20 protein-coding genes are annotated in these 19,059 nt (G+C 63.6%); 8 read left to right on the top strand and 12 right to left on the bottom strand.

The features are described 5' to 3' along the window. Window positions 1–16: 16 nt before the first annotated feature. The 4 genes from petA to JYU29_RS10365 form a co-directional block, all read right to left on the bottom strand. Window positions 17–580 (bottom strand): ubiquinol-cytochrome c reductase iron-sulfur subunit, encoded by a 564-nt coding sequence (petA, locus tag JYU29_RS10380; RefSeq protein ID WP_213984724.1) that lies wholly within the window; start codon window positions 578–580, stop codon window positions 17–19. Window positions 581–823: 243 nt separating this feature from the next. Next, entirely contained in the window at window positions 824–1,138 is a 315-nt protein-coding gene (locus tag JYU29_RS10375; protein WP_213984723.1) for a DUF6665 family protein, read from the bottom strand. A 6-nt stretch (window positions 1,139–1,144) separates the two neighbouring features. Further along, window positions 1,145–2,998: an ABC transporter ATP-binding protein gene (locus JYU29_RS10370; RefSeq protein ID WP_213985032.1), complete on the bottom strand. Its 1,854-nt coding sequence runs from the start codon at window positions 2,996–2,998 to the stop codon at window positions 1,145–1,147. 86 nt (window positions 2,999–3,084) lie between these two features. Beyond that, window positions 3,085–4,968 (bottom strand): ABC transporter ATP-binding protein, encoded by a 1,884-nt coding sequence (locus JYU29_RS10365; RefSeq protein ID WP_213984722.1) that lies wholly within the window; start codon window positions 4,966–4,968, stop codon window positions 3,085–3,087. 441 nt (window positions 4,969–5,409) lie between these two features. On the opposite strand from JYU29_RS10365, the gene JYU29_RS10360 reads away from it, so the two are divergent. Together JYU29_RS10360 and JYU29_RS10355 are read left to right on the top strand one after the other, a co-directional pair. Continuing rightward, window positions 5,410–5,874 carry a tRNA (cytidine(34)-2'-O)-methyltransferase gene (locus JYU29_RS10360; RefSeq protein WP_213984721.1) on the top strand — a complete coding sequence of 155 codons (465 nt, stop codon included), beginning with the start codon at window positions 5,410–5,412 and terminating at the stop codon, window positions 5,872–5,874. A 14-nt stretch (window positions 5,875–5,888) separates the two neighbouring features. Continuing rightward, complete coding sequence (locus tag JYU29_RS10355) at window positions 5,889–6,374, top strand: GNAT family N-acetyltransferase (protein ID WP_213984720.1); 486 nt, start codon at window positions 5,889–5,891, stop codon at window positions 6,372–6,374. A gap of 9 nt (window positions 6,375–6,383) precedes the next feature. On the opposite strand, the gene JYU29_RS10350 is transcribed toward JYU29_RS10355, so the two are convergent. The 4 genes from JYU29_RS10350 to JYU29_RS10335 are packed head-to-tail and all read right to left on the bottom strand — an operon-like array spanning window position 6,384 to window position 13,213. Then, entirely contained in the window at window positions 6,384–8,456 is a 2,073-nt protein-coding gene (locus tag JYU29_RS10350; RefSeq protein ID WP_213984719.1) for a hypothetical protein, read from the bottom strand. Between the two features lie 13 nt (window positions 8,457–8,469). Beyond that, on the bottom strand, window positions 8,470–11,286 hold the full coding sequence (locus JYU29_RS10345; protein WP_213984718.1) for a DUF4159 domain-containing protein: 2,817 nt from the start codon (window positions 11,284–11,286) through the stop codon (window positions 8,470–8,472). After that, window positions 11,283–12,194: a DUF58 domain-containing protein gene (locus tag JYU29_RS10340; protein ID WP_213984717.1), complete on the bottom strand. Its 912-nt coding sequence runs from the start codon at window positions 12,192–12,194 to the stop codon at window positions 11,283–11,285. The genes JYU29_RS10345 and JYU29_RS10340 overlap by 4 nt, the downstream gene beginning before the upstream one ends. Continuing rightward, entirely contained in the window at window positions 12,194–13,213 is a 1,020-nt protein-coding gene (locus JYU29_RS10335; RefSeq protein ID WP_213984716.1) for an AAA family ATPase, read from the bottom strand. The genes JYU29_RS10340 and JYU29_RS10335 overlap by 1 nt, the downstream gene beginning before the upstream one ends. Before the next feature lie 147 nt (window positions 13,214–13,360). Here JYU29_RS10335 and JYU29_RS10330 point away from each other — a divergent pair, with 147 nt between their 5' ends. From JYU29_RS10330 to JYU29_RS10320, 3 genes are read left to right on the top strand one after another with little or no spacing between them, the layout of a single operon-like run. Further along, window positions 13,361–13,996, top strand: coding sequence for a DUF1285 domain-containing protein (locus JYU29_RS10330; protein WP_213984715.1), 636 nt, complete (start codon window positions 13,361–13,363; stop codon window positions 13,994–13,996). Continuing rightward, window positions 13,993–14,628, top strand: coding sequence for a CoA pyrophosphatase (locus JYU29_RS10325; protein WP_213984714.1), 636 nt, complete (start codon window positions 13,993–13,995; stop codon window positions 14,626–14,628). The genes JYU29_RS10330 and JYU29_RS10325 overlap by 4 nt, the downstream gene beginning before the upstream one ends. After that, entirely contained in the window at window positions 14,625–15,869 is a 1,245-nt protein-coding gene (locus JYU29_RS10320; protein ID WP_250157332.1) for a CCA tRNA nucleotidyltransferase, read from the top strand. The genes JYU29_RS10325 and JYU29_RS10320 overlap by 4 nt, the downstream gene beginning before the upstream one ends. On the opposite strand, the gene JYU29_RS10315 is transcribed toward JYU29_RS10320, so the two are convergent. Then, window positions 15,866–16,051, bottom strand: coding sequence for a DUF1059 domain-containing protein (locus tag JYU29_RS10315; RefSeq protein WP_213984713.1), 186 nt, complete (start codon window positions 16,049–16,051; stop codon window positions 15,866–15,868). The two genes, JYU29_RS10320 and JYU29_RS10315, sit on opposite strands and share 4 nt — an antisense overlap. 68 nt (window positions 16,052–16,119) lie before the next feature. Further along, window positions 16,120–17,034 carry an oxygen-dependent coproporphyrinogen oxidase gene (gene hemF, locus JYU29_RS10310; protein WP_213984712.1) on the bottom strand — a complete coding sequence of 305 codons (915 nt, stop codon included), beginning with the start codon at window positions 17,032–17,034 and terminating at the stop codon, window positions 16,120–16,122. Between the two features lie 165 nt (window positions 17,035–17,199). Between hemF and JYU29_RS10305 the strand changes: the two genes are divergently transcribed. The 3 genes from JYU29_RS10305 (at window position 17,200) to JYU29_RS10295 (ending at window position 18,103) form a co-directional block, all read left to right on the top strand. Beyond that, on the top strand, window positions 17,200–17,457 hold the full coding sequence (locus JYU29_RS10305; protein WP_213984711.1) for a hypothetical protein: 258 nt from the start codon (window positions 17,200–17,202) through the stop codon (window positions 17,455–17,457). Window positions 17,458–17,531: 74 nt separating this feature from the next. Beyond that, window positions 17,532–17,801: a CopG family ribbon-helix-helix protein gene (locus tag JYU29_RS10300; protein WP_213984710.1), complete on the top strand. Its 270-nt coding sequence runs from the start codon at window positions 17,532–17,534 to the stop codon at window positions 17,799–17,801. After that, window positions 17,798–18,103, top strand: coding sequence for a type II toxin-antitoxin system RelE/ParE family toxin (locus JYU29_RS10295; RefSeq protein ID WP_213984709.1), 306 nt, complete (start codon window positions 17,798–17,800; stop codon window positions 18,101–18,103). Before JYU29_RS10300 ends, JYU29_RS10295 begins: the two co-directional genes overlap by 4 nt. 17 nt (window positions 18,104–18,120) lie before the next feature. On the opposite strand, the gene JYU29_RS10290 is transcribed toward JYU29_RS10295, so the two are convergent. Both JYU29_RS10290 and JYU29_RS10285 read right to left on the bottom strand, forming a co-directional pair. Then, on the bottom strand, window positions 18,121–18,582 hold the full coding sequence (locus tag JYU29_RS10290) for a MaoC/PaaZ C-terminal domain-containing protein (RefSeq protein ID WP_213984708.1): 462 nt from the start codon (window positions 18,580–18,582) through the stop codon (window positions 18,121–18,123). Continuing rightward, on the bottom strand, window positions 18,579–19,046 hold the full coding sequence (locus JYU29_RS10285; protein WP_213984707.1) for a MaoC family dehydratase: 468 nt from the start codon (window positions 19,044–19,046) through the stop codon (window positions 18,579–18,581). Before JYU29_RS10285 ends, JYU29_RS10290 begins: the two co-directional genes overlap by 4 nt. Window positions 19,047–19,059 lie beyond the last annotated feature (13 nt).

Genomic DNA, 19,059 nt, shown 5'->3' with positions numbered 1-19,059 from the left:
GTCTACTGTCTCTCACTCAGCCGATACGGATCGTTGTGTCCGAGATGAACTCGAACGTCGGAACAGCCAGGTTCTCCGGGGCAGGGCCTTTGCGAATGCGTCCGGCCGTATCGTAGTGCGAGCCGTGGCATGGGCAGAACCAGCCGCCGAAATCGCCGGACTGGCCGAGCGGCACGCAGCCGAGATGGGTGCAGGAGCCGACCATAACGATCCAGTTTTCCTTGCCTTCACCGGCGGACCGATCGATGTCGGTCGCCTGGGCATCGGCTGGAATATTGGCGTTGCGGGCGATCGGGTCCTTGAGCTCGGTCAGCGGGACTTCCTTGGCCTCTTCGATCTCTGCAGCCGTGCGGTTGCGGATGAAGATCGGCTTGCCGCGCCATTTTGCGGTGATCGACATGCCCTCTTCGACGCTGGACACGTCGACATCCACCGTGGCGAGCGCCAGCGTGGATGCGTCCGGACGCATCTGGTCGATAAAGGGCCAGGCCACGCTTGCAGCGGCCACGACACCTGCCATGCCTGTCGCGATATACAGGAAATCGCGCCGGGTCGGTTCGGCGGTTTCGTTTGCGCTCACGGAATATTCCTCCTGACCGTCGAGCCAATGGCTCCGTTGTCTGATCACCTTGTCGGCGCGGTGCGCCGGCTGGGACTATCAGTTCATGCACGCGCGCCGTGAAGCCGCCACGGAATCCCTGGTAGTTTGCGGCATTTTCTAGGCGTCTAGGAGGGGGTTGTCCATACGCGCGCGGAAAGGGTGGGCAGTTTGTCGCAACATTGTTGCAAGTAATTGCCAGGCCTCACAAATTCGGCGCCTGCTTTATTTTGCGCCCATCCTGACGAGAACGGCCTGGGGTATGGCGAGATCGCGAATGACGCCATCATGGCGGCGCATGCCACAAAGTTCGCGCTGGATGAAGAAGCCGTGCACGGCATCGGCTGCAGCCTTCAGCAAGGCGGGGCGGTCGGGGTGATCCGGGCCGGCTTCGGCAAGTGCTGCAAGGGCTTTGGCGGCTTTGGTGCCGGCGCGGCCGAGTGCAGTAGCCTTTTCTCCGGCGATCTCGGTGTTCAGCGCATCGAAAAGCACGTCGCCGGGATGCATGTTGCCGAACTGGGACGGTGGGCGAAGGCTCATGGCGCGCTATTCCGCGGCGAGCCGATCGGCCAGGAAGCCGCCTGACTGGCGCTTCCAAAGCTGTGAATACAGACCGTCGCTGGCAATAAGCTTCTCATGCGTGCCTTCTTCCACGATTCGGCCGCCGTCCAGAACCACGATGCGGTCGAGGGCTGCGATCGTCGACAGGCGGTGGGCAATGGCGATCACCGTCTTGCCGTGCATGAGCTCGCCCAGGCTTTCCTGGATCGCCGCTTCGACCTCGGAATCCAGCGCGGATGTCGCTTCGTCCAGCACGAGGATCGGGGCGTTCTTCAGCATCATGCGGGCGATCGCGATGCGCTGACGCTGGCCACCGGACAATTTCACGCCGCGCTCGCCGACATGGGCGTCATAGCCGGTGCGGCCCTTCGGATCGCGAACGCCGAGGATGAAATCATGCGCTTTGGCCTGTGTGGCAGCGGCGATGATTTCGGCTTCCGTGGCATCGGGGCGGCCATAAGCGATGTTGTCGCGGATCGAACGGTGCATCAGCATCGGATCCTGGCTGACGACGCCGAACTGCTGGCGCAGTGATGACTGGGTTAGGCTGCGGATGTCGTTGTTGTCGAGCAGGATGCGGCCGTGTTCGATGTCAAACAGGCGCAATGCCAGGTTCACCAGCGTGGTCTTGCCGGCGCCCGACGGGCCAACCAGCGCTACGCGCTCGCCCGGCTTGATGTGCAGGTTGAGGTGGTCGATGATCCCGCCGGCCTTGCCGTAATGAAATGACACATCGTCGAAGCGCAGATCGCCGGAAGCACGGGGGGCGATGGTTGCATCCGGCGCGTCCTGAATGCCGGGCTTCACTGAAATCGTGCCGGTGGCGTCCTGCACGGTGGCAAAGGAGCGGATCAGGCCGTTGATGTTGAACATCATGTAGCCCGACATCTGGTTCAGCCGGAACACGAGACCGATGGCGGTGGCGACCTGACCGGTCGAGGCTTCGCCCACCTGCCACGAATAGATCGCAAGCAGGGCAACGCCCGCCATCATGAAGCCGTTGAGGATGGCAACCGCGCCGCGCACACGGGTGATGCCGCGCGTCATCTGCTTCACGGCGGTCAGATACTGCGCCATGCCTTCGCGCACGAAGCCATGTTCGCGCCCACCGCTGTCGAACAGCTTCACGGCCATGATGTTGGTGAAGGCATCCACCAGACGACCGTTGACGAGGGAGCGCTCGTCCGCGGTCTTGCGGCCGGCCGCGCGCAGCGGTGGCAGGAGATACCAGGCGGCGGCGAGGTAACTCGCGAGCCAGATCGCCAGAACGACCGCCATGAGCGGATCGAGGGTCGACAGGATCGTGGCGGCCAGGATCAGGAAGGTGATGAAGCTCCACATGGTCTGGAGCGACGAGGTGATGAAATCGCCCGTGGCTTCGCCGCCCTGCAGGATCTTGGTAGCGATGCGGCCGGCGAAATCGTTCTGGTAGAACTCGTAGGGTTGGTCGATCACGCGTCGGAACGCCTGCCAGCGCACCAGCTGGTAGAAGTTCGGCACCACGACCTGCTGCTCGACCACGGCATTGCCGATCATGATCACGGCGCGCACGAACAGGACGAGCACGAGAAACACCATGAGCTGCGGCCAGTAATCGGACACCAGGGTCGTGGGATTGGCAGTGTCGAGAATGTCGATGAGCCAGCCGACCGACCAATAGAGCGCGGCATCCACGGCGCCCGACAAACCGCCGGCGATCAGAAGCAGGATGAAGGGCGCCTTCGCCTGTTTGGCGAAGAACAGAATGAACGCCCAGGCGTCGCGCGGCAGCACTTCGCGCGGCGTATCGCCGAACGGATCGATGACGTTCTCGGCACGCTGCCAGGCGCGTTCGCTCAGGGATGCGCGATCAGCGGAAGGGGTGGGGGTGTTTTGCACAGGCTCAAGATAGTGTTCGCCAGGCACAACGGACACCCCGCACCCTCTTATTCTGCTGCCATATCGCGAGGACGCTCGGCCTGCGCCGCAATCGTCTCGGCTTCTTCCTGCAGGAGGAAGCCGCCGGACTGGCGCTGCCAAAGCTGGGCATAGAGCCCGCCCTGCGCCACCAGCGCATCATGCGTGCCTTCCTCGATCACCCGGCCGCGATCCATGACGATCAGGCGATCCATGGCCGCGATGGTGGACAGGCGGTGCGCGATGGCGATCACCGTCTTGCCTTCCATCAGGCGATAAAGGTTCTCCTGGATGGCCGCCTCGACCTCCGAGTCCAACGCTGAGGTGGCTTCATCAAGGATCAGGATCGGCGCATCCTTGAGCATGACACGGGCAATGGCGATGCGCTGGCGTTGGCCGCCGGACAGTTTGACACCGCGATCGCCGACATGAGCGTCATAGCCGGTACGCCCGACGTGATCGCGCAGGGAAGCAATGAAGGTCTCGGCGGAGGCGCGTTCGGCAGCCTTTGCCACCATCGCATCATCGGCATCGGGGCGGCCATAGAGGATGTTGTCGCGCACCGAGCGATGCAGAAGCGAGGTGTCCTGCGTGACCATGCCGATCATGGCGCGCAGACTGTCCTGCTGAACATCGGCGATGTCCTGACCGTCGATCAGGATGCGGCCGCTTTCCACGTCGTAGAAGCGCAGAAGCAGGTTCACCAGCGTCGACTTACCGGCGCCCGAGCGGCCGACCACGCCGACCTTTTCGCCCGGACGGATCGTCAGCGACAGGTCACCGATGATGCCTGCGCCCTTGCCGTAATGGAAGCCGACGCGATCGAAGCTGATCTCGCCTTTGGTGACGGCAAGAGGCTTGGCGCCGGGCTTGTCTTCCACCAGACGCGGCATGGAAATGGATTTGATGCCGTCCTGCACCGTGCCGATGTTCTCGAACAGCGCGGAGACTTCCCACATGATCCATTGCGACATGCCCCAAAGGCGCAGCACGAGGCCGAGCGCCACGGCAACGGCGCCGATCGACACGAGATCGCCCAGCCACAGCCACAGCGCGATGCCGGCGACGGAGGCCAGAAGCAGCGCGTTGATGATGTAGAGCGAGCCGTAAAGGCCGGTCACCAGCCGCATCGAGCGGTACACGGTTCCAAGGAAATCGCTCATGCCTTCGCGGGCATAAGACGACTCGCGCTTGGCGTGGCTGAACAGCTTGACGGTCTGGATATTGGTGTAGCTGTCGACCACGCGCCCGGTCATCAGCGAGCGCGCATCGGCCTGTTCGGCCGCGACCTTGCCCAGGCGCGGAACGAAGAAGAACAGGAGGCCGACATAGGCCGCGAGCCAGACGGCCAGCGGAGCTGCCAGGCGCAGATCGGCAGAGCCGACGATGAACAACACGCCCAGGAAATAGACAATGACGTAGTTCAACACGTCGATCAGCTTGATGACGCATTCACGCACGGCGAGTGCGGTCTGCATCAGCTTGGTGGCGATGCGGCCGGCGAACTCGTCCTGATAGAAGCTCATCGACTGCTTCAGGAGATAGCGATGGACCTGCCAGCGGATGCGCATGGGATAGTTGCCCATCAACGTCTGCTGGCTGATCAGCGAATTGAGCACCACGGTCGCGGGCAAGGCGATCAGCACGATCGCGCCCATGCCGATCAGCTTCCAGCCTTCGGTCTGCAGGAAGGTTTCGCGGTTTTGCGCCGACAGCCAGTCCACGATGTTGCCGAGGAAGGCGAACATCCAGACTTCGGCCAGCGCGATCGCGGCCATCAGGATTGCGGCGAGAATGATGAAGGGCCAGGAGCCCTTGGTGTAATGGAGGCAAAAGCCGACAAGCGTCTTCGGAGGCTCGACGGGCTCTTCGGCGGGAAAGGGGTTCAGGCGGGATTCGAACCAGCGGAACATGGGGGCATCTCGTATCAAAAAGGATCGCAGGCTTCCGTGGAAGCCGAATGGTCATGATGGAATGAAAAGGGCCGGGCATGCGTCGTCCCGACCGGAACGTCAGGAGAAAGGCGGGCAAAGACCGGAAAAGACGGAGAACAAGAAGAAAGACATCGCGAAAACCTACGGAACGAAGAGAACGGTCCGGCGGGAGTTCGAGACGTTGCTTGAAGAAGATCTTGAAGAGGTCGCGAAGCCGCCGTCAGGCGCCCGATGGTCGAGGAAGGGCGCGTGGAATGTTGACAGTGATCATGTTTTCCATCCTGGTCCCCTCTGGTTCGCGTTGATGTCAGCCGCTTCATAGCCTAGTTGCGCGCGAACGGCCAGTCACGGGAACCGCTTTTTGCCAGGGAGGCAAGAGCACCGTCCTTATCGGCGGCGCAGCTTTAACGGACATGCATCATGAGTGATCTGCGCATCGCGCTTTATCAGCCTGAGATCCCCGGCAATACCGGTGCCGTGCTGCGGCTCGGCGCCTGTCTCGGCGTTGCCGTCGATATCATCGAGCCGACCGGCTTCGACATATCGGACAAGAACCTGAAGCGCGCCGGCATGGATTATCTGGAAATGGCCGCACTGCGCCGGCATACGGATTTCGAAGCCTTCGATGCGTGGCGCAGGCAAGAAGGGCGGCGGCTGCTTTTGCTCACGACGAAGGGCGCTGTGGCCTACACACAGTTCGCCTTTCAACCCAGTGACATCATTTTGTTCGGGCGCGAATCCGCTGGCGTGCCGGATAGCGTGCATGCGCTGGCCGATGCGCGGCTGACCATTCCGATGATGCCTGGCGCACGCAGCCTCAACCTGTCGGTGTCAGCCGCGATCACGTCCAGCGAGGCGCTGCGTCAGTTTTCCGTTGCGGGTTGAAGGTGTTGCGCTCCATGTCGAATGATCTGATTCAAGGCGTTGACGAAGAGAGTCACGCAACCATCCTCGCGCTCAACAACGATCATGCGCAGGAGTTGTCGCTTCTTTCGGCCGATGAGCTGGCGGCGATGATCGCCGGCGCGTTCCATGCCGTGCGTGTTGGGACGGGCGACGCTTTCCTGCTCGCCTTCGATCAGGACGCGGCCTACACCAGCCCGAACTTCCTGTGGTTCAAGGCGCGCTATCCGCGCTTCATCTATGTGGACCGCATTGTTGTCTCGCCGAAGGCCCGGGGACGCGGGTTGGCGCGGCTGCTTTACGAGGACCTGTTTTCGCGCGCCAGGGCGGCTGGACATGACCGGATCTGCTGCGAGGTGAACGCCGAGCCGCCGAACCCGGCGTCGGACGCGTTCCATGCAGCGCTCGACTTCCAGGAAGTCGGCGAGGCGGCGATCCATGGCGGCGAGAAGACCGTGCGCTACTACTTGCGCGCCTTATAGGCGAAGGGTTCAGCGCCCTTCGCGATACCACATCGCGCCGATCGCCATCAGCAGCAAAGCAAGGCCGAAGAAGCCGCCGAACAAGGGCGTGCGGCTGACGGATTGCAGCACGCTGTCGTCGGTGACGCGCAGGCCCATCCAGTCGCGGCCGCTGGTTTCGCCATTGGCGCGCACCGGCACGATGTTGGGCAGGCTCAATCCCGTGACGCCGCCTTCCAAGCGCCGCACGCTACCGCCGGTTTCATCCGCAACCGGCTGAAGCCGCTCGGTGGTGGACACGACATCGGCAAATTCCGGCGCATTCAGCGGTCCGACATGGGCGAGTGCTGTCAGGTCGCCGTTGGCGATCTGGTACAGACCGACCTCATCGGTTTCCAGGCTGCCGGTGAACAGGCCGGGCTGGTTGGAGGTCAGCGGGATCTGTAGCCGCTGGCCGGTCGGAGAAATGACGCTTGCCGGGCCAGGATCGTCGCTCATGGTCTGGCGGGTGACGTTGAGCACCATGCCGCGCCCAACGGCGATCAGACGTTCTTCCTCGAGCTCCGGCTCTTTCATCAGCCAATGGGCGATGCGGCGATACAGCGAAACATGCGGGCCGCCGCCCTCATAGCCACGCGCCCACAGCCAACCCTGATCGGACAGGAACATGCCGACGCGACCTTCGCCCTTTCGTTCGAGAACGAGCAGAGGACGGTCGCCTGCGCCCTTCATCACCACTTCGCCTTGCGCGCTGTCGACGCCGATCTGGCGGAACCAGCGGCTCCAGCGCGGCGGTTCCTGCGCCGAACCTTCCAGACCGCGCGTCACGGGATGGCGCTGGCCGAGATCGGTGAGGCGCGGATAGAAGCCTTCCTCGATCACTTCGCCGGAGGGCAGAGCGGGCAGGGTCGACATCAGCGGCGTGTTGGCGATCGACTGATAGCCGGCATATTCCGGACCCGCCGCGATCAGCAGCGCGCCGCCGTTTTCCACATATTCCGCGATGTAGTCGTAATACAGGATCGGCAGCACATCACGGTGCTGGTAGCGGTCGAAGATGATCAAATCGAAGTCGTTGATCTTGTCGACAAACAGTTCGCGTGTAGGAAAGGCGATCAGTGACAGCTCGTTGATCGGCGTGCCGTCCTGCTTCTCGGGCGGACGCAGGATCGTGAAATGCACGAGATCGACGGAGGCATCGGACTTCAGGAGGTTGCGCCATGTGCGTTCGCCGGCATGGGGTTCGCCCGACACCAGAAGCACGCGCAGGTTTTCGCGGATGCCGTCAACCAGCGCGACTGCGCGATTGTTCGTGGTGGTGAGTTCGCCTTGAACGCCTTCCACGGAGAATTCAACGATGTTGCGCCCCGCAGTCGGGATGGTGACTTGGACGGTGGCGGGTTGGCCGACGATGGCGCGTTCGGTTGCCACCGGATTGCCGTTGATCGACACGCGCACATTGACCGCGTCACCCTGGCCCGCAGTGTCGAGCACGCGGTAGGTCATGGGAAGCGGCTTGTCGACCAGACCGAAGCGCGGCGCGTTTTCCAGCCGGATGCGGCGATCGCGCTCGCCCTCCTCGCCGGTGATCAGCGCGTGAACGGGTGCGTCGAAGCCCGGATTGTTGTTGGCCGGCACATCGTGGACCTGACCGTCGGTCACCATGATCGCGCCGGCAATGCGTGACGGCGGGACGTCTCGGAAGGCGCTGTCGAGGGCGCCGAACAGCTTGGTGTCCGTGCGTTCTTCCGCTGAAGCCGCCTGACCGGCATCGATCTCGCGCACCTCGAACTGGTCGAAGCGGGCGAGGCGGGTTTTCAGCTCGGCGAGCGCTGCATCGGTCTGGGCGGTGCGATCGCGAATATCCTGGCTCTGGCTGCGATCCACCACGAGCGCGACGACGCTTTTCAGGGGTTGGCGCAGTTCGTCGAGCAGAACCGGGTTCACCAGGGCAAGGGCAAGGGCTGCCAGAGCTGCCAGGCGAAACAGGGCGCCGCGCTGCCGACGCCACAAAGCGAGCACGGCCAGCAGCGCCATGGGGATAGCGAGCAGGCCGAGCGTGGTCCAGGACAGGAGCGGCTCGAAGGAGAGCGACCAGGTCATAGCAGGATGATCCTCATTGCCCCAGACGCTCCAGCAGCACCGGTACGTGGACCTGGTCCGACTTGTAGTTGCCGGTCAGCATATACATCATGATGTTGGCGCCGCCGCGCAGGGCATATTCGCGCTGCATCGGATCGCCGGGAACGGTGGGCAGCATCGGCTCGCCATTGGCGTCGATCGCCCACGCACCGGCCAGATCGTTGCCGGTGATCATGATCGGTGTCACGCCATCGCCCGTGCGCACCGGACGGTCGTCCGGATTGGCGGCAGCGGCGGAGGCTTCCACCCAGAGCGGGCTGCCGGTGTAGCGGCCGGGGAATTGGGGGACGATGAAGAAGGACTTCGTCAGAACGTGGTCTTCCGGCACCGGCTCCAGCGCCGGCACGTTGAGGTCGGCCAAGATGTCGCGCAGCCGCTGCGTGGCCGGCGTGGTGGTTGAGGCGTCGAAACCTGCCGAATACTGGTCGCGCGTATCGAACAGCACCGTGCCGCCCTGCTTCATGTAGGCGTCTACACGGGCAATGGCATCTTCGCTCGGCATCGCGCTGTCGGGATCAACAGGCCAGTAGATCAGCGGATAAAAGGAGAGTTCATCCGTCGCGATGTCGACGCCTGCGGGTTCGCCGGGTTCGAGAGCGGTCTTGTCGGTGAGAAAACGGGATAGGCCCAGAAGGCCGGCGCGGCTGATGGCATCCACGGACGAATCGCCGGTAATGACATAAGCGATGCGGGTGGTGGAAATCGCCTCGATCGCCGCCTGATCATTCGGCTGCGTGTCCTGCGCATAAGCGGGCATCGGCTGCCAAAGGAGGCCGAGCGCGATCAAGGCCATCGCAGCGGAAACGGCGGGCGCGCTGCGGCGGCGTTTGCGGGCGAAGGCTCCGCCCATCCAGAGCACGGCCAGTGTGTCGAGCACCATCAGGAGCAGCGCCAGGGCAAAGAGTGCGCCGCGCAGATCGCGGGATTGATCGAAGGCATAGGAAGCTTCCGTCACCGGCAGATTGGTTTGCGGCCTGACGATCGGCGCGAGCGTCGCATCTGCCTTCAGGAGATTATGCGCCACGACACCTTCCTCGCCGCCATAAAGACCAGGCGGATTTTCGATCGTCACGCGTGCGTCGGCGGTTGCCGGCAACGGTCGCGCATCCGGCGTCGGCGGCACCAGCGTGCCGTCGGCCGCGATCATGCGATAAGGCGGCAGGCCGGCGGCGTTGGCTTCCGCGCCGCCATCCACACGGCCCTGATTGCGCGACAGCTGCACAACGCGGCGCAGCATTTCCACGAATGTGCCTGAGATCGGCAGGTTCGACCAGGTTGCTTCCGGCGTGACATGAAACAGCGCGACCGTTCCTTGTCCGCGCCGCGCGCCCGTGACCAGCGGCGTGCCATCGGCCAGCGTCGCCCAGGTGTGATCGACGATATCGGCCGAGGGTTCGGCGAGCACCTGGCGCGTGACGGTGACTTCGGCGGGTGGTGCGAGATCGGCGAAGGGGCCATCGGCGGGGAATTCGGTCACGGCCTGCGGTTCGGTCCACGACATGGTGCCGCCCAGCGCGCGTTCGCCGGTGCGCAGCCGCACGGGCAGAAGGTCTTCATCCGGTCCAGCAGCGGCCAGACGCGAGCCTGCAAAGCGCACCAGCGTGCCGCCTTTTTGCACCCAGTCCACGAGGGCGGTGCGGGCTGCATCGGGAATGACGCCGACATCGGCCATCACGATCATCGCGGGCTTCTGTTCAAGAAGCTGGGGGATTGCCTGCGCGAGATCGGCACTTTGCGGCTCCACCAGATCGGCAAAGGGCTCCATCGCCTTGCGGATATAAAACAGCGGCGACAGAAGTGGCTGTGCCCGGTCGGCTTCGGACTGCGACAGAAGCGCGACGCGGCGGCGCTTGGCGTTCTCGTCGAGCACGCGCACGGCACCAGCCTGCGGCTCGCCGTCGATCGACACGGAAGCGAAATCGTTGCGCAGTTCGAACGGCACGGCCAGTTCGCCGCTGGCGGCGGTTTCGCCGGCACCGAAGGTGATGGTGGTATCGCCGATGCGCCGGCCGCGATCGTCGAAGGCACCGGCGGTGACGCTGCGCGGCGCGGGATCGCCGGGGCTGCGGATGGCGGTGACGCGGAAGGCATCGACCTGGTTGTCGGCGGCGGTCAGTGCAAGCGAAGCGACGCGCTCCGGCGTCACCCAAACGAGGCCGCTGCGATTGTCGCCGAGCAGGTCGGCAAAGGCTTGTTCGTCGCCGTCAGCTGCAAGCCCATCCGACAGAACGGCGATGCTCGGCGCGGAAAACTGCGCCACGGCTTGCGCCACGCGGCCGAAGGTGGCGGCACGGTCGACCGGCACGGGGCGGGGCGCGGCGGCGCGCAGATGATCGCGCGCGACTTCCGCTTCGAAGGGGCCGATTTCGGTGCTTGGCGGCTCGGCGGTGAGCGCCAGAACGACCGGCTTTCCGGCCGCGCCCGCATCGGTGATCAGGCGTTCGGCGGTGGCCACGCGGCGGTCCCAGTCGGGCGCGGTGGACCAGCCATTGTCCATCACGATCGCCACGGCATCACCGGACGCCGTCATTCGCTCGCGCGGGTTGAACACGGGATCGGCCAGCGCGAAAATGATGAGGGCTGCCATCAAAAGCCGCAGAAGGGTCAGCCACCAGGGGCTGGAGCGCGGCGTCTCTTCCTTGCGCAAAACCTTGGCCAGGATCCTCAGCGGCGGAAAGGTCTCGGTCTGCGGCTTGGGTGGCGTGAGGCGCAACAGCCACCAGATTACGGGCAGAGCAAGCAGCCCGGCCAGAACCATCGGCGCACCAAAGGATAGCGGCAGCCAGCTCATGCGCGCGCGCCTCCGAATGCGGGTTCGGTCGACAGCGCCATGTGAATTGTGACCAGCGCTTCGGATGCCAGCCGATCGGTGTGGTTGACCGTATAGCTCCAGCCTTGCCGTTTGGCCCAGGCGCTCAGGTCTTCGCGTCGGGCGCGATACTGGTTGCGGTAATCATCGGCGAGCGTTTCGGCACGGCCGGCCGTCAGGCGTTCGCCCGTTTCGGGATCCTGGAATTCGGTGCGGCCGGCAAAAGGAAAGCTTTCTTCGGCGGGGTCCGCGACTTCGATCAGATGCGCGCGCACGCCACGCTTGGTCAGCGGATCAAGCCAGGCCTTGATGTCCTGCGGCTCATCAAGAAAGTCGGACACGAGGATGACATCCGAAAAGCGCCGGATCTGGGTGAAGTCTGGTTGCGCGGCGGGTGTGCCATGGGCGAGGCGCGCCGCCAGTCGTTCCGCGCCATTGCGGGTGGACAGCGGATCGGTGAGACCCGGCCAGCCGATGCGCTCGCCACTGCGCGACAGGAGTTCGGCCAGCGCAAGCGTCAGCACCAGCGCTCGTGACTCCTTGGAAACGCTGGCAACGGTGGACTTGTAGAGCATGGAAGGCGAGGGATCGGCCCACAGCCAGACGGTGTGCGCGGCCTCCCATTCGCGGTCGCGGACATAGGTATGATCGTCACGCGCCGAGCGCCGCCAATCGATGCGGGCAACGGCATCGCCTTCAACGAAAGGGCGGAACTGCCAAAAGTTTTCGCCGACACCGCGCCGGCGGCGGCCGTGCCAGCCCGAGATCACGGTGTTCACCACGCGCCGCGCTTCAACCAGAAGATCGGGCACGAGGGATGCGCGCGAGCGGGCGCGGGCCAGCGCTTCGCGTGTTGCAACGGGAGGAGTAACCTCGCCGATACGCGCCATCAGATCGCCTTTGTCAGCCTCGCGACCACGTCGCGAACGGTCATGCCTTCGGCACGGGCGGCGAAAGAAAGCGCCATGCGGTGCTGCAGCACGGGTTCAGCCAAGGCGCGCACATCGTCAATCGAGGGGGCCAGACGGCCATCGTAAAGCGCGCGGGCGCGGGCGCAAAGCGTCAGCGCCTGGGATGCGCGGGGGCCGGGACCCCATGCGACATGTTTGTCGGTTTCGGCATTGCCCTGACCCGGACGCGCCGAGCGCACCAGCGTCAGAATGGCATCCACCACGCTTTCGGGAACCGGCATGCGGCGCACCAGATGTTGGATCGCAGCCAAACGCTGGGGATCGAGCACGGCAGCGACGTCGGCCTCGCTGCCGCTGGTCGTTTCGGTAAGGATGCGCCGTTCGGCCTCGAGTTCGGGATAAAGAATGTCGATCTGCATCAGAAAGCGGTCGAGCTGCGCTTCCGGCAGGGGATAGGTGCCTTCCTGTTCCAGCGGGTTCTGCGTCGCAAGCACATGGAAGGGCGCTGGCAGGTCATGGCGATGGCCGGCAACGGTCACGTGATATTCCTGCATCGACTGCAGAAGGGCGGACTGCGTGCGCGGGCTGGCGCGGTTGATCTCGTCGGCCATCAGCAGCTGCGCGAAGATCGGGCCCGGAATGAAGCGGAAGGCGCGGCGACCGGTTTCGTCCTGCTCCATCACTTCGGAGCCGAGAATGTCGGACGGCATGAGATCGGGCGTGAACTGGATGCGGTTCGACTGGAGGCCGAGCACCTGGCCGAGCGTCACGACAAGCTTGGTTTTCGCCAGACCGGGAACGCCGACGAGCAGGGCGTGACCGCCCGCCAGTACGGCGACGATGGTCTTTTCGATCACGCTTTCCTGGCCGAAGATAACCTTGCTCAGCGCTTCACGAACGGCGGCGATTTCCTTCAGCGCCGCTTCGGCCTGAGCCACCATATCCGCATCGCTGGGCTTGGCTTCGCTCGCTGCCAGATCGCTGGTGATTACGCTCATACCGAGACGTCCTTCATGTTTGGCGGCGGGCAGTCCGATCGTCCGCTTCTTGCGCAACGTTGGCGAACGGGCTGGAAGCGCGTCCGTTCAACCTTAAATGGGTCACAGGACCTGACAAGCAAAACAACAGTGACTATTTCGTGACTCATGACAGACCCATCGAATAACGCTGCGGCAAGCCTTGCTCAAGCCGGTGATCCTGCCGGATTGGAGGCGCTTATCAGCCGCGCCGCCCGAGCAAACAAGGGGCTTCCACCCGTCGACAAGTGGAACCCGGACTTTTGCGGCGATCTCGACATGGAGATCAAGCGCGATGGCACCTGGTTCTATCTCGGCACGCCGATCGGCCGCATGCCGCTGGTGCAGCTGTTTTCCAGTGTTTTACGCAAGGACGAGGACGGAAAGACTTATCTCGTCACGCCGGTGGAAAAGGTCGGCATCCGTGTCGAGGATGCGCCCTTCATTGCCGTGGAAGTGAACGCCAGCGGCGCGGGCAACGACCGCGTGCTGACCTTCCGCACCAATGTCGGCGACGTGGTCGAGGCGGGCCCTGAGCATCCACTGCGCTTCGTCGATGAGCCGGAAACCGGTGGCTTGAAGCCTTATCTGCTCGTGCGCGGCCGTCTTGAAGCGCTGGTGGCGCGGCCGGTGATGTATGAGCTGGCTGAGCTTGGCGAAGAGATCGACGTGGATGGCGTGCCGATGTTTGCTCTGCGCTCCAAGGGCGAGATCTTCCCGGTCATGCCCATGGCCCAGCTCGACCGGCTGGTTGCCGAAGCATGAGCGTTGTGGACGCGCCGGTGGTGTTCAGCGCGCAGGATTTCCGCCGCCGCGCCTTCATCGAGCGTGAGCCGCCGGAAGACGATTTTTACGGCGACCACCAGCTCAATCCGGATTTCCGCAGCCTGATCGTGAAACCGGAGTTGCGCGCTGCCGCCGTGATGATTGCGGCGGTGGATTATCCCGACGGTGCTTCGCTGATCCTGACCAAGCGAACCGAGCGTTTGCGCAATCATGCCGGACAGATCGCGTTTCCAGGCGGTCGTATCGATCCCGAAGATGCCTCGCCCGAAGACGCGGCATTGCGCGAAACGGAAGAAGAAATCGGACTGGATCGCCGTCGCATCGAAGTGCTCGGCCGTTTGCCCGATTATTCCACCGGCAGCGGTTTTCGCATCGCGCCTGTGCTCGGCATCATCAAGCCGGGCTTTCAGCTTGTTCTCAATCCCGACGAGGTGGATGCGGCCTTTGAAGTGCCGCTCGCCTTTCTCATGGACCCTGCCAACCACGCCCGCGGCAGCCGCATCTGGCAGGAGCGCGAGCGCTTCTTCTACGAGATGCCTTTTGGCGACCGTTATATCTGGGGCGTGACCGCAGGCGTCATCCGAACGCTTTACGAAAGGCTCTACGCTTGACCTCCATTCTTCCCGGCCGCGCGCCCTTTCTCGAAGAAACGGGCCTGCAGCGCCTGATGAGTGCCTTGAAGGCAGATGGCGAGGAAGCCCGGATCGCCGGCGGTGCGGTGCGCGACGCGCTGATCGGCCGGACAACCGGCGATGTCGACATCGCCACGACGGTTCTGCCCAACGAGACGATCGCCCGCGTCGAGGCGGCAGGTCTACGCGCGATTCCCACTGGCATCGAACATGGCACGATTACGGTGATCGCCGATGGCGTGCCTTATGAAGTCACAACCTTGCGCAGCGACATCGAGACCGACGGGCGTCATGCCAAGGTCGCGTTCGGTCGTGACTGGCAAAAGGACGCCGAGCGACGCGATTTCACGATCAACGGGCTTTATGCCGAAGCCGACGGCACGGTGATCGATCTCGTTGGCGGTTTGGCCGATCTCGACAAGCGGCTGCTGCGCTTCATCGGCGAGCCCGAACAGCGCATCCGCGAAGATTATCTGCGCATTCTTCGCTTCTTCCGCTTTTTTGCCTGGTTCGGCCATGGCCGGCCGGATGCCGATGGCTTGAAATCCTGCGCGCGCCTGAAGGATGGCGTCACGGGATTATCGGCCGAACGGGTCTGGACCGAGATGCGCAAGTTGCTGGCTGCACCCGATCCAAGCCGTGCGCTTTTGTGGATGCGCACAACCGGCGTGCTGACGCTCGTTCTGCCCGAAAGCGAGAAGTGGGGCATCGACGCCATCCACGGGCTCGTTGCCGCCGAACAGGCGAGGGGCTGGGACGCCGATCCGCTGCTCAGGCTGGCAAGCATCATTCCGCCGACGAGCGAGCGCATCGACAGCCTGTCCAAGCGCCTGCGGCTGTCCAAGGCCGAAACGAAGCGGCTGGAGGAATGGGCCGGTTCGAGCCCTGCGGGGGAAGAGGAAACGGTGGAAGCGCTCGCCCGTCGCATTCATGGCGGAAGTGGTGAGGGCATCAGGGATCGGCTGAAGCTTCAGATCGCCAGCCAGTCATCTGCCGGCAGCGATGTGGCGCATCTGGACGCGCTGCTGCGTCACGCGGAAGACTGGAAAAGCCCGACCTTCCCGATCTCGGGCGCGGATCTGATGGCGCAAGGTGTGCCGGCTGGCCCCGAACTCGGCCGGCTTCTTAAGCAGCTGGAGGCGGAATGGTCCGCCTCCGATTTCATCCTTGATCGCGACGCGCTGCTTGCGCGCGCCGCTGTGTTGAACGAGGCGCCTTAAGCGGCGTCTCGCACGCGTTCGATCCGGGAGCGGATCGCGTCGACCATCGATTCCCGTATGGTCGTTTCGCCGTGCGTTTCGCGCATGTGCTCGACCGCACGCCGCGTTACCTCGGCTTCTTCCTCATGCCTGGTGTGCCAGGAACAGCCCGGCACCAGCGAACCGCAATGGAATTCCTTCATCGCCTTGTCCTCCTTTGCAATGACGGTCTTTCTTACATGAGGGCAGGGCTGGTGACTTCAAGACCGATTCAGGGCCACTTCACTTCCGGCGGCATGCTGGACAGGATCGCGTCGATGTTGCCGCCGGTCTTCAGTCCGAAGATCGTGCCGCGATCGTAGAGCAGGTTGAACTCGACGTAGCGGCCGCGGCGGATGAGCTGTTCTTCGCGGTCGGCTTCGGTCCAGTTCTCGTTGAAGTTCTTGCGCACGATGTGCTGGTAGACGATCAGGAAGGAGCGGCCGACATCCTGCGCGAAGCGGAAATCGGCATCCCATCCGCCGGTCTCGCCTTCGGAATGCAGGTAGTCGAAGAAGATGCCGCCGATGCCGCGATGTTCCTTGCGGTGCGGCAGGTAGAAATAGTCGTCGCACCATTCCTTCAGGCGGGGATAGTCGGCCACGGCTTCATGCTTGTCGCAGGCGAACTGCATGGCGCGGTGGAAGGCCTGGCTGTCCGGGTCTTCCTGCGTGCGGCGGCGTTCCAGCACCGGCGTCAGGTCCGCACCGCCGCCGAACCACTGGCGCGAGGTCACCACCATGCGCGTGTTCATGTGCACGGCCGGGACGTTGGGGTTCCAGGGATGGCAGATCAGCGAAATGCCGCTGGCCCAGAAGCGCGGATCTTCGTCGGCGCCGGGCATCTGCTTGCGGAACTCCGGCGAGAACTCGCCATGCACGGTGGATGTGTGGACGCCGACCTTTTCGAACACGCGGCCGTTCATCATCGACATGACGCCGCCGCCGCCGGCACCCTCGTCACGCTGCCACGGCTTCTTTTCAAATCGGCCTGGCGCCCAGGAGGCGTGCTGACCGGTGACTTCGTCTTCCAGGGTCTCAAGGCCGGCGCAGATCCGGTCGCGCAGCTGCTCGAACCACGCGCGCGCGGTGGCTTTCTTGTCTTCGATATCGTCCGGCAAACCGGCGGGAATGCTGTCGCGGTTCATGGGGTCCTGCGAATGGTGGGGGTGGCATGACCTACCCCGGCTGTTCCCACCCGGCAAGCGTTGCGTTTCGTCGGTTCGACAAATGACTCGTCAAGCCGGGGTGAGGTCCTTAATCTATTGAAGCTAACATCGTTGGCTCGTTCTCGTGGAATGACGGAGTTCCGCATGCGCCCGCCGGTACGCCCGCCGCTCGACGGCCTGAAGCATCGTCTCGCTCAAGAGCGTGAGACGAACGCCACGCGTGCCCGCGATGGTTTCCTGCGCGAAACCTTCCGCCTGCCACGCACCGACGCGCGCGCAAAGGCACGCGAATGGTTCGACCGCTGGCCCAAGCAGGCTTACTGGACGGAAATCGAAAGCTGGTTCGAGCGTCCCGACGATGTGATCGAGTTCACGATCCGGCGGCTTCCGACGTCTGATTGAGGCAAAGGGTTCCGCTTCCGCCTTCTTGCGGCTTGTGCTAGGTTGTGTACATCCGAGCACAAGGATTGTGAGTTATGGCGTCTAGCGAAACGATGACGATCCGAGTTCCGAGTGAGACAAAGGAAAAGCTCGATCGTATCGCCGCACATACGAGGCGCAGTAAGTCCTTTCTCGCCGGTGAGGCCATTGCGGCCTATGTCGAGCGTGAGCTTCAAGTCATCGACGGTGTTGCGTATGCTTTGGACGATGCCAAGGCTGGTCGCGTTGTTTCTCACGAACAGGCGATCGCCGAGATGCGCCAGCTTCTCGGTAAAGCCAAGCAAGGGCACGATGCCGGAGAATGAGACCGGTTGTCTGGTCGCGCACGGCTCTCGATAACACGCTCGAGATCCTTCGCTATGTCGCAGCAGATGATCCGCACGCTGCCGAAAGACTAATCGAGGCGATCGAAGCCGCGGGTAATCGTCTCGGCACGGTTGCGACGGGGCGTCCGGGGCGGGTCGTCGGCACCTATGAAAAGTCGGTAGCGCGGCTGCCCTATGTCATCGCCTACGCAGTGGATGCGGTTGAGGGGGAAGAGAGGATCGTCATCCTTCGTGTCATACACACGGCGCGCCATTGGCCTTCAGGTGGCTGGCCGCAGTAATGGCGCTTCCGCTGATCTCAGGCGACCTTCACCAGCACTGCCGTATCCATGCTCATGATCTTTTCGCCTGCGCCGTTGAAGGCTTCGCCTTGACCTGATAGCAGGCGCCAGCCTGGGCGGGATGCAAGGGCGCGGTGGCCGGTGGTGGTGCGGGAAAAGCGGATCGTGTCGCCGGCGTAAGCGGGTTTCAGCCAGCGCAGGTTCTGGAAGCCGGGCGAGGGGCCGAACTCTGGCTTCGGGCCAGTGCCCGTCCATTCCACCGGCGTGAGATGAAGGAGGTTGTGGCGCATCCACAGGGAGGTGGTGTGCCAGCCGGACGCGCAAAGGGCGCCGAAAACGGTGCCCTTGGCGCCTTCTTCGCTGATGTGGAACGGCTGCGGGTCGAATTTCCTGGCGAAGGCGATGATTTCGTTCGCCGTGAGGAGATGGCTGCCGATGTCTTGCGTGACACCGATCGAGAAGTAATCGTCGAGGGTCATGCCGCGAGCTCCGGATTGCGCAGCAGGAACATGCCGGTGTTCGAGAACTCCAGCACGAGATCGTTTCGCTGGTTGTAGAGGCTGTTTCGGAACGTCACGAAGCCGAGCTGTGGGCGTGATCCCGAGCGGCGCACGGCCATGACGGTGGCTTCGCCGCGGATCGTGTCGCCGGCCAGAACCGGTTTCTTCCATTTCAGATATTCGACGCCCGGCGCGCCCTGCGAAGTCGAATCCAGCAGGAAATGATCGCAGATCAGCCGCATGAACATGGACACGGTGTGCCAGCCGGACGCCGACAAACCGCCGAGGATGCTGTTTTTGCCGGCTTCCTCGTCCAAATGCATCGGCTGCATGTCGAACTCTCTTGCGAATTCTACGATCTCAGCGGCTTCGACATGCTTTTCGCCGAGGGGGATGGTGGCGCCTTCGATGAAGTCCTCGAAGGCCCAGCGCTTGTTTGTCATGCCATCCACCATG

The sequence above is a fragment of the Tianweitania aestuarii genome (genome assembly GCF_018457165.1).
In the GTDB taxonomy this organism is placed as follows: domain Bacteria; phylum Pseudomonadota; class Alphaproteobacteria; order Rhizobiales; family Rhizobiaceae; genus Tianweitania; species Tianweitania aestuarii.
Note: the sequence above shows the minus strand (reverse complement) of the source record. Positions and strands in the feature narration are given on the sequence as shown.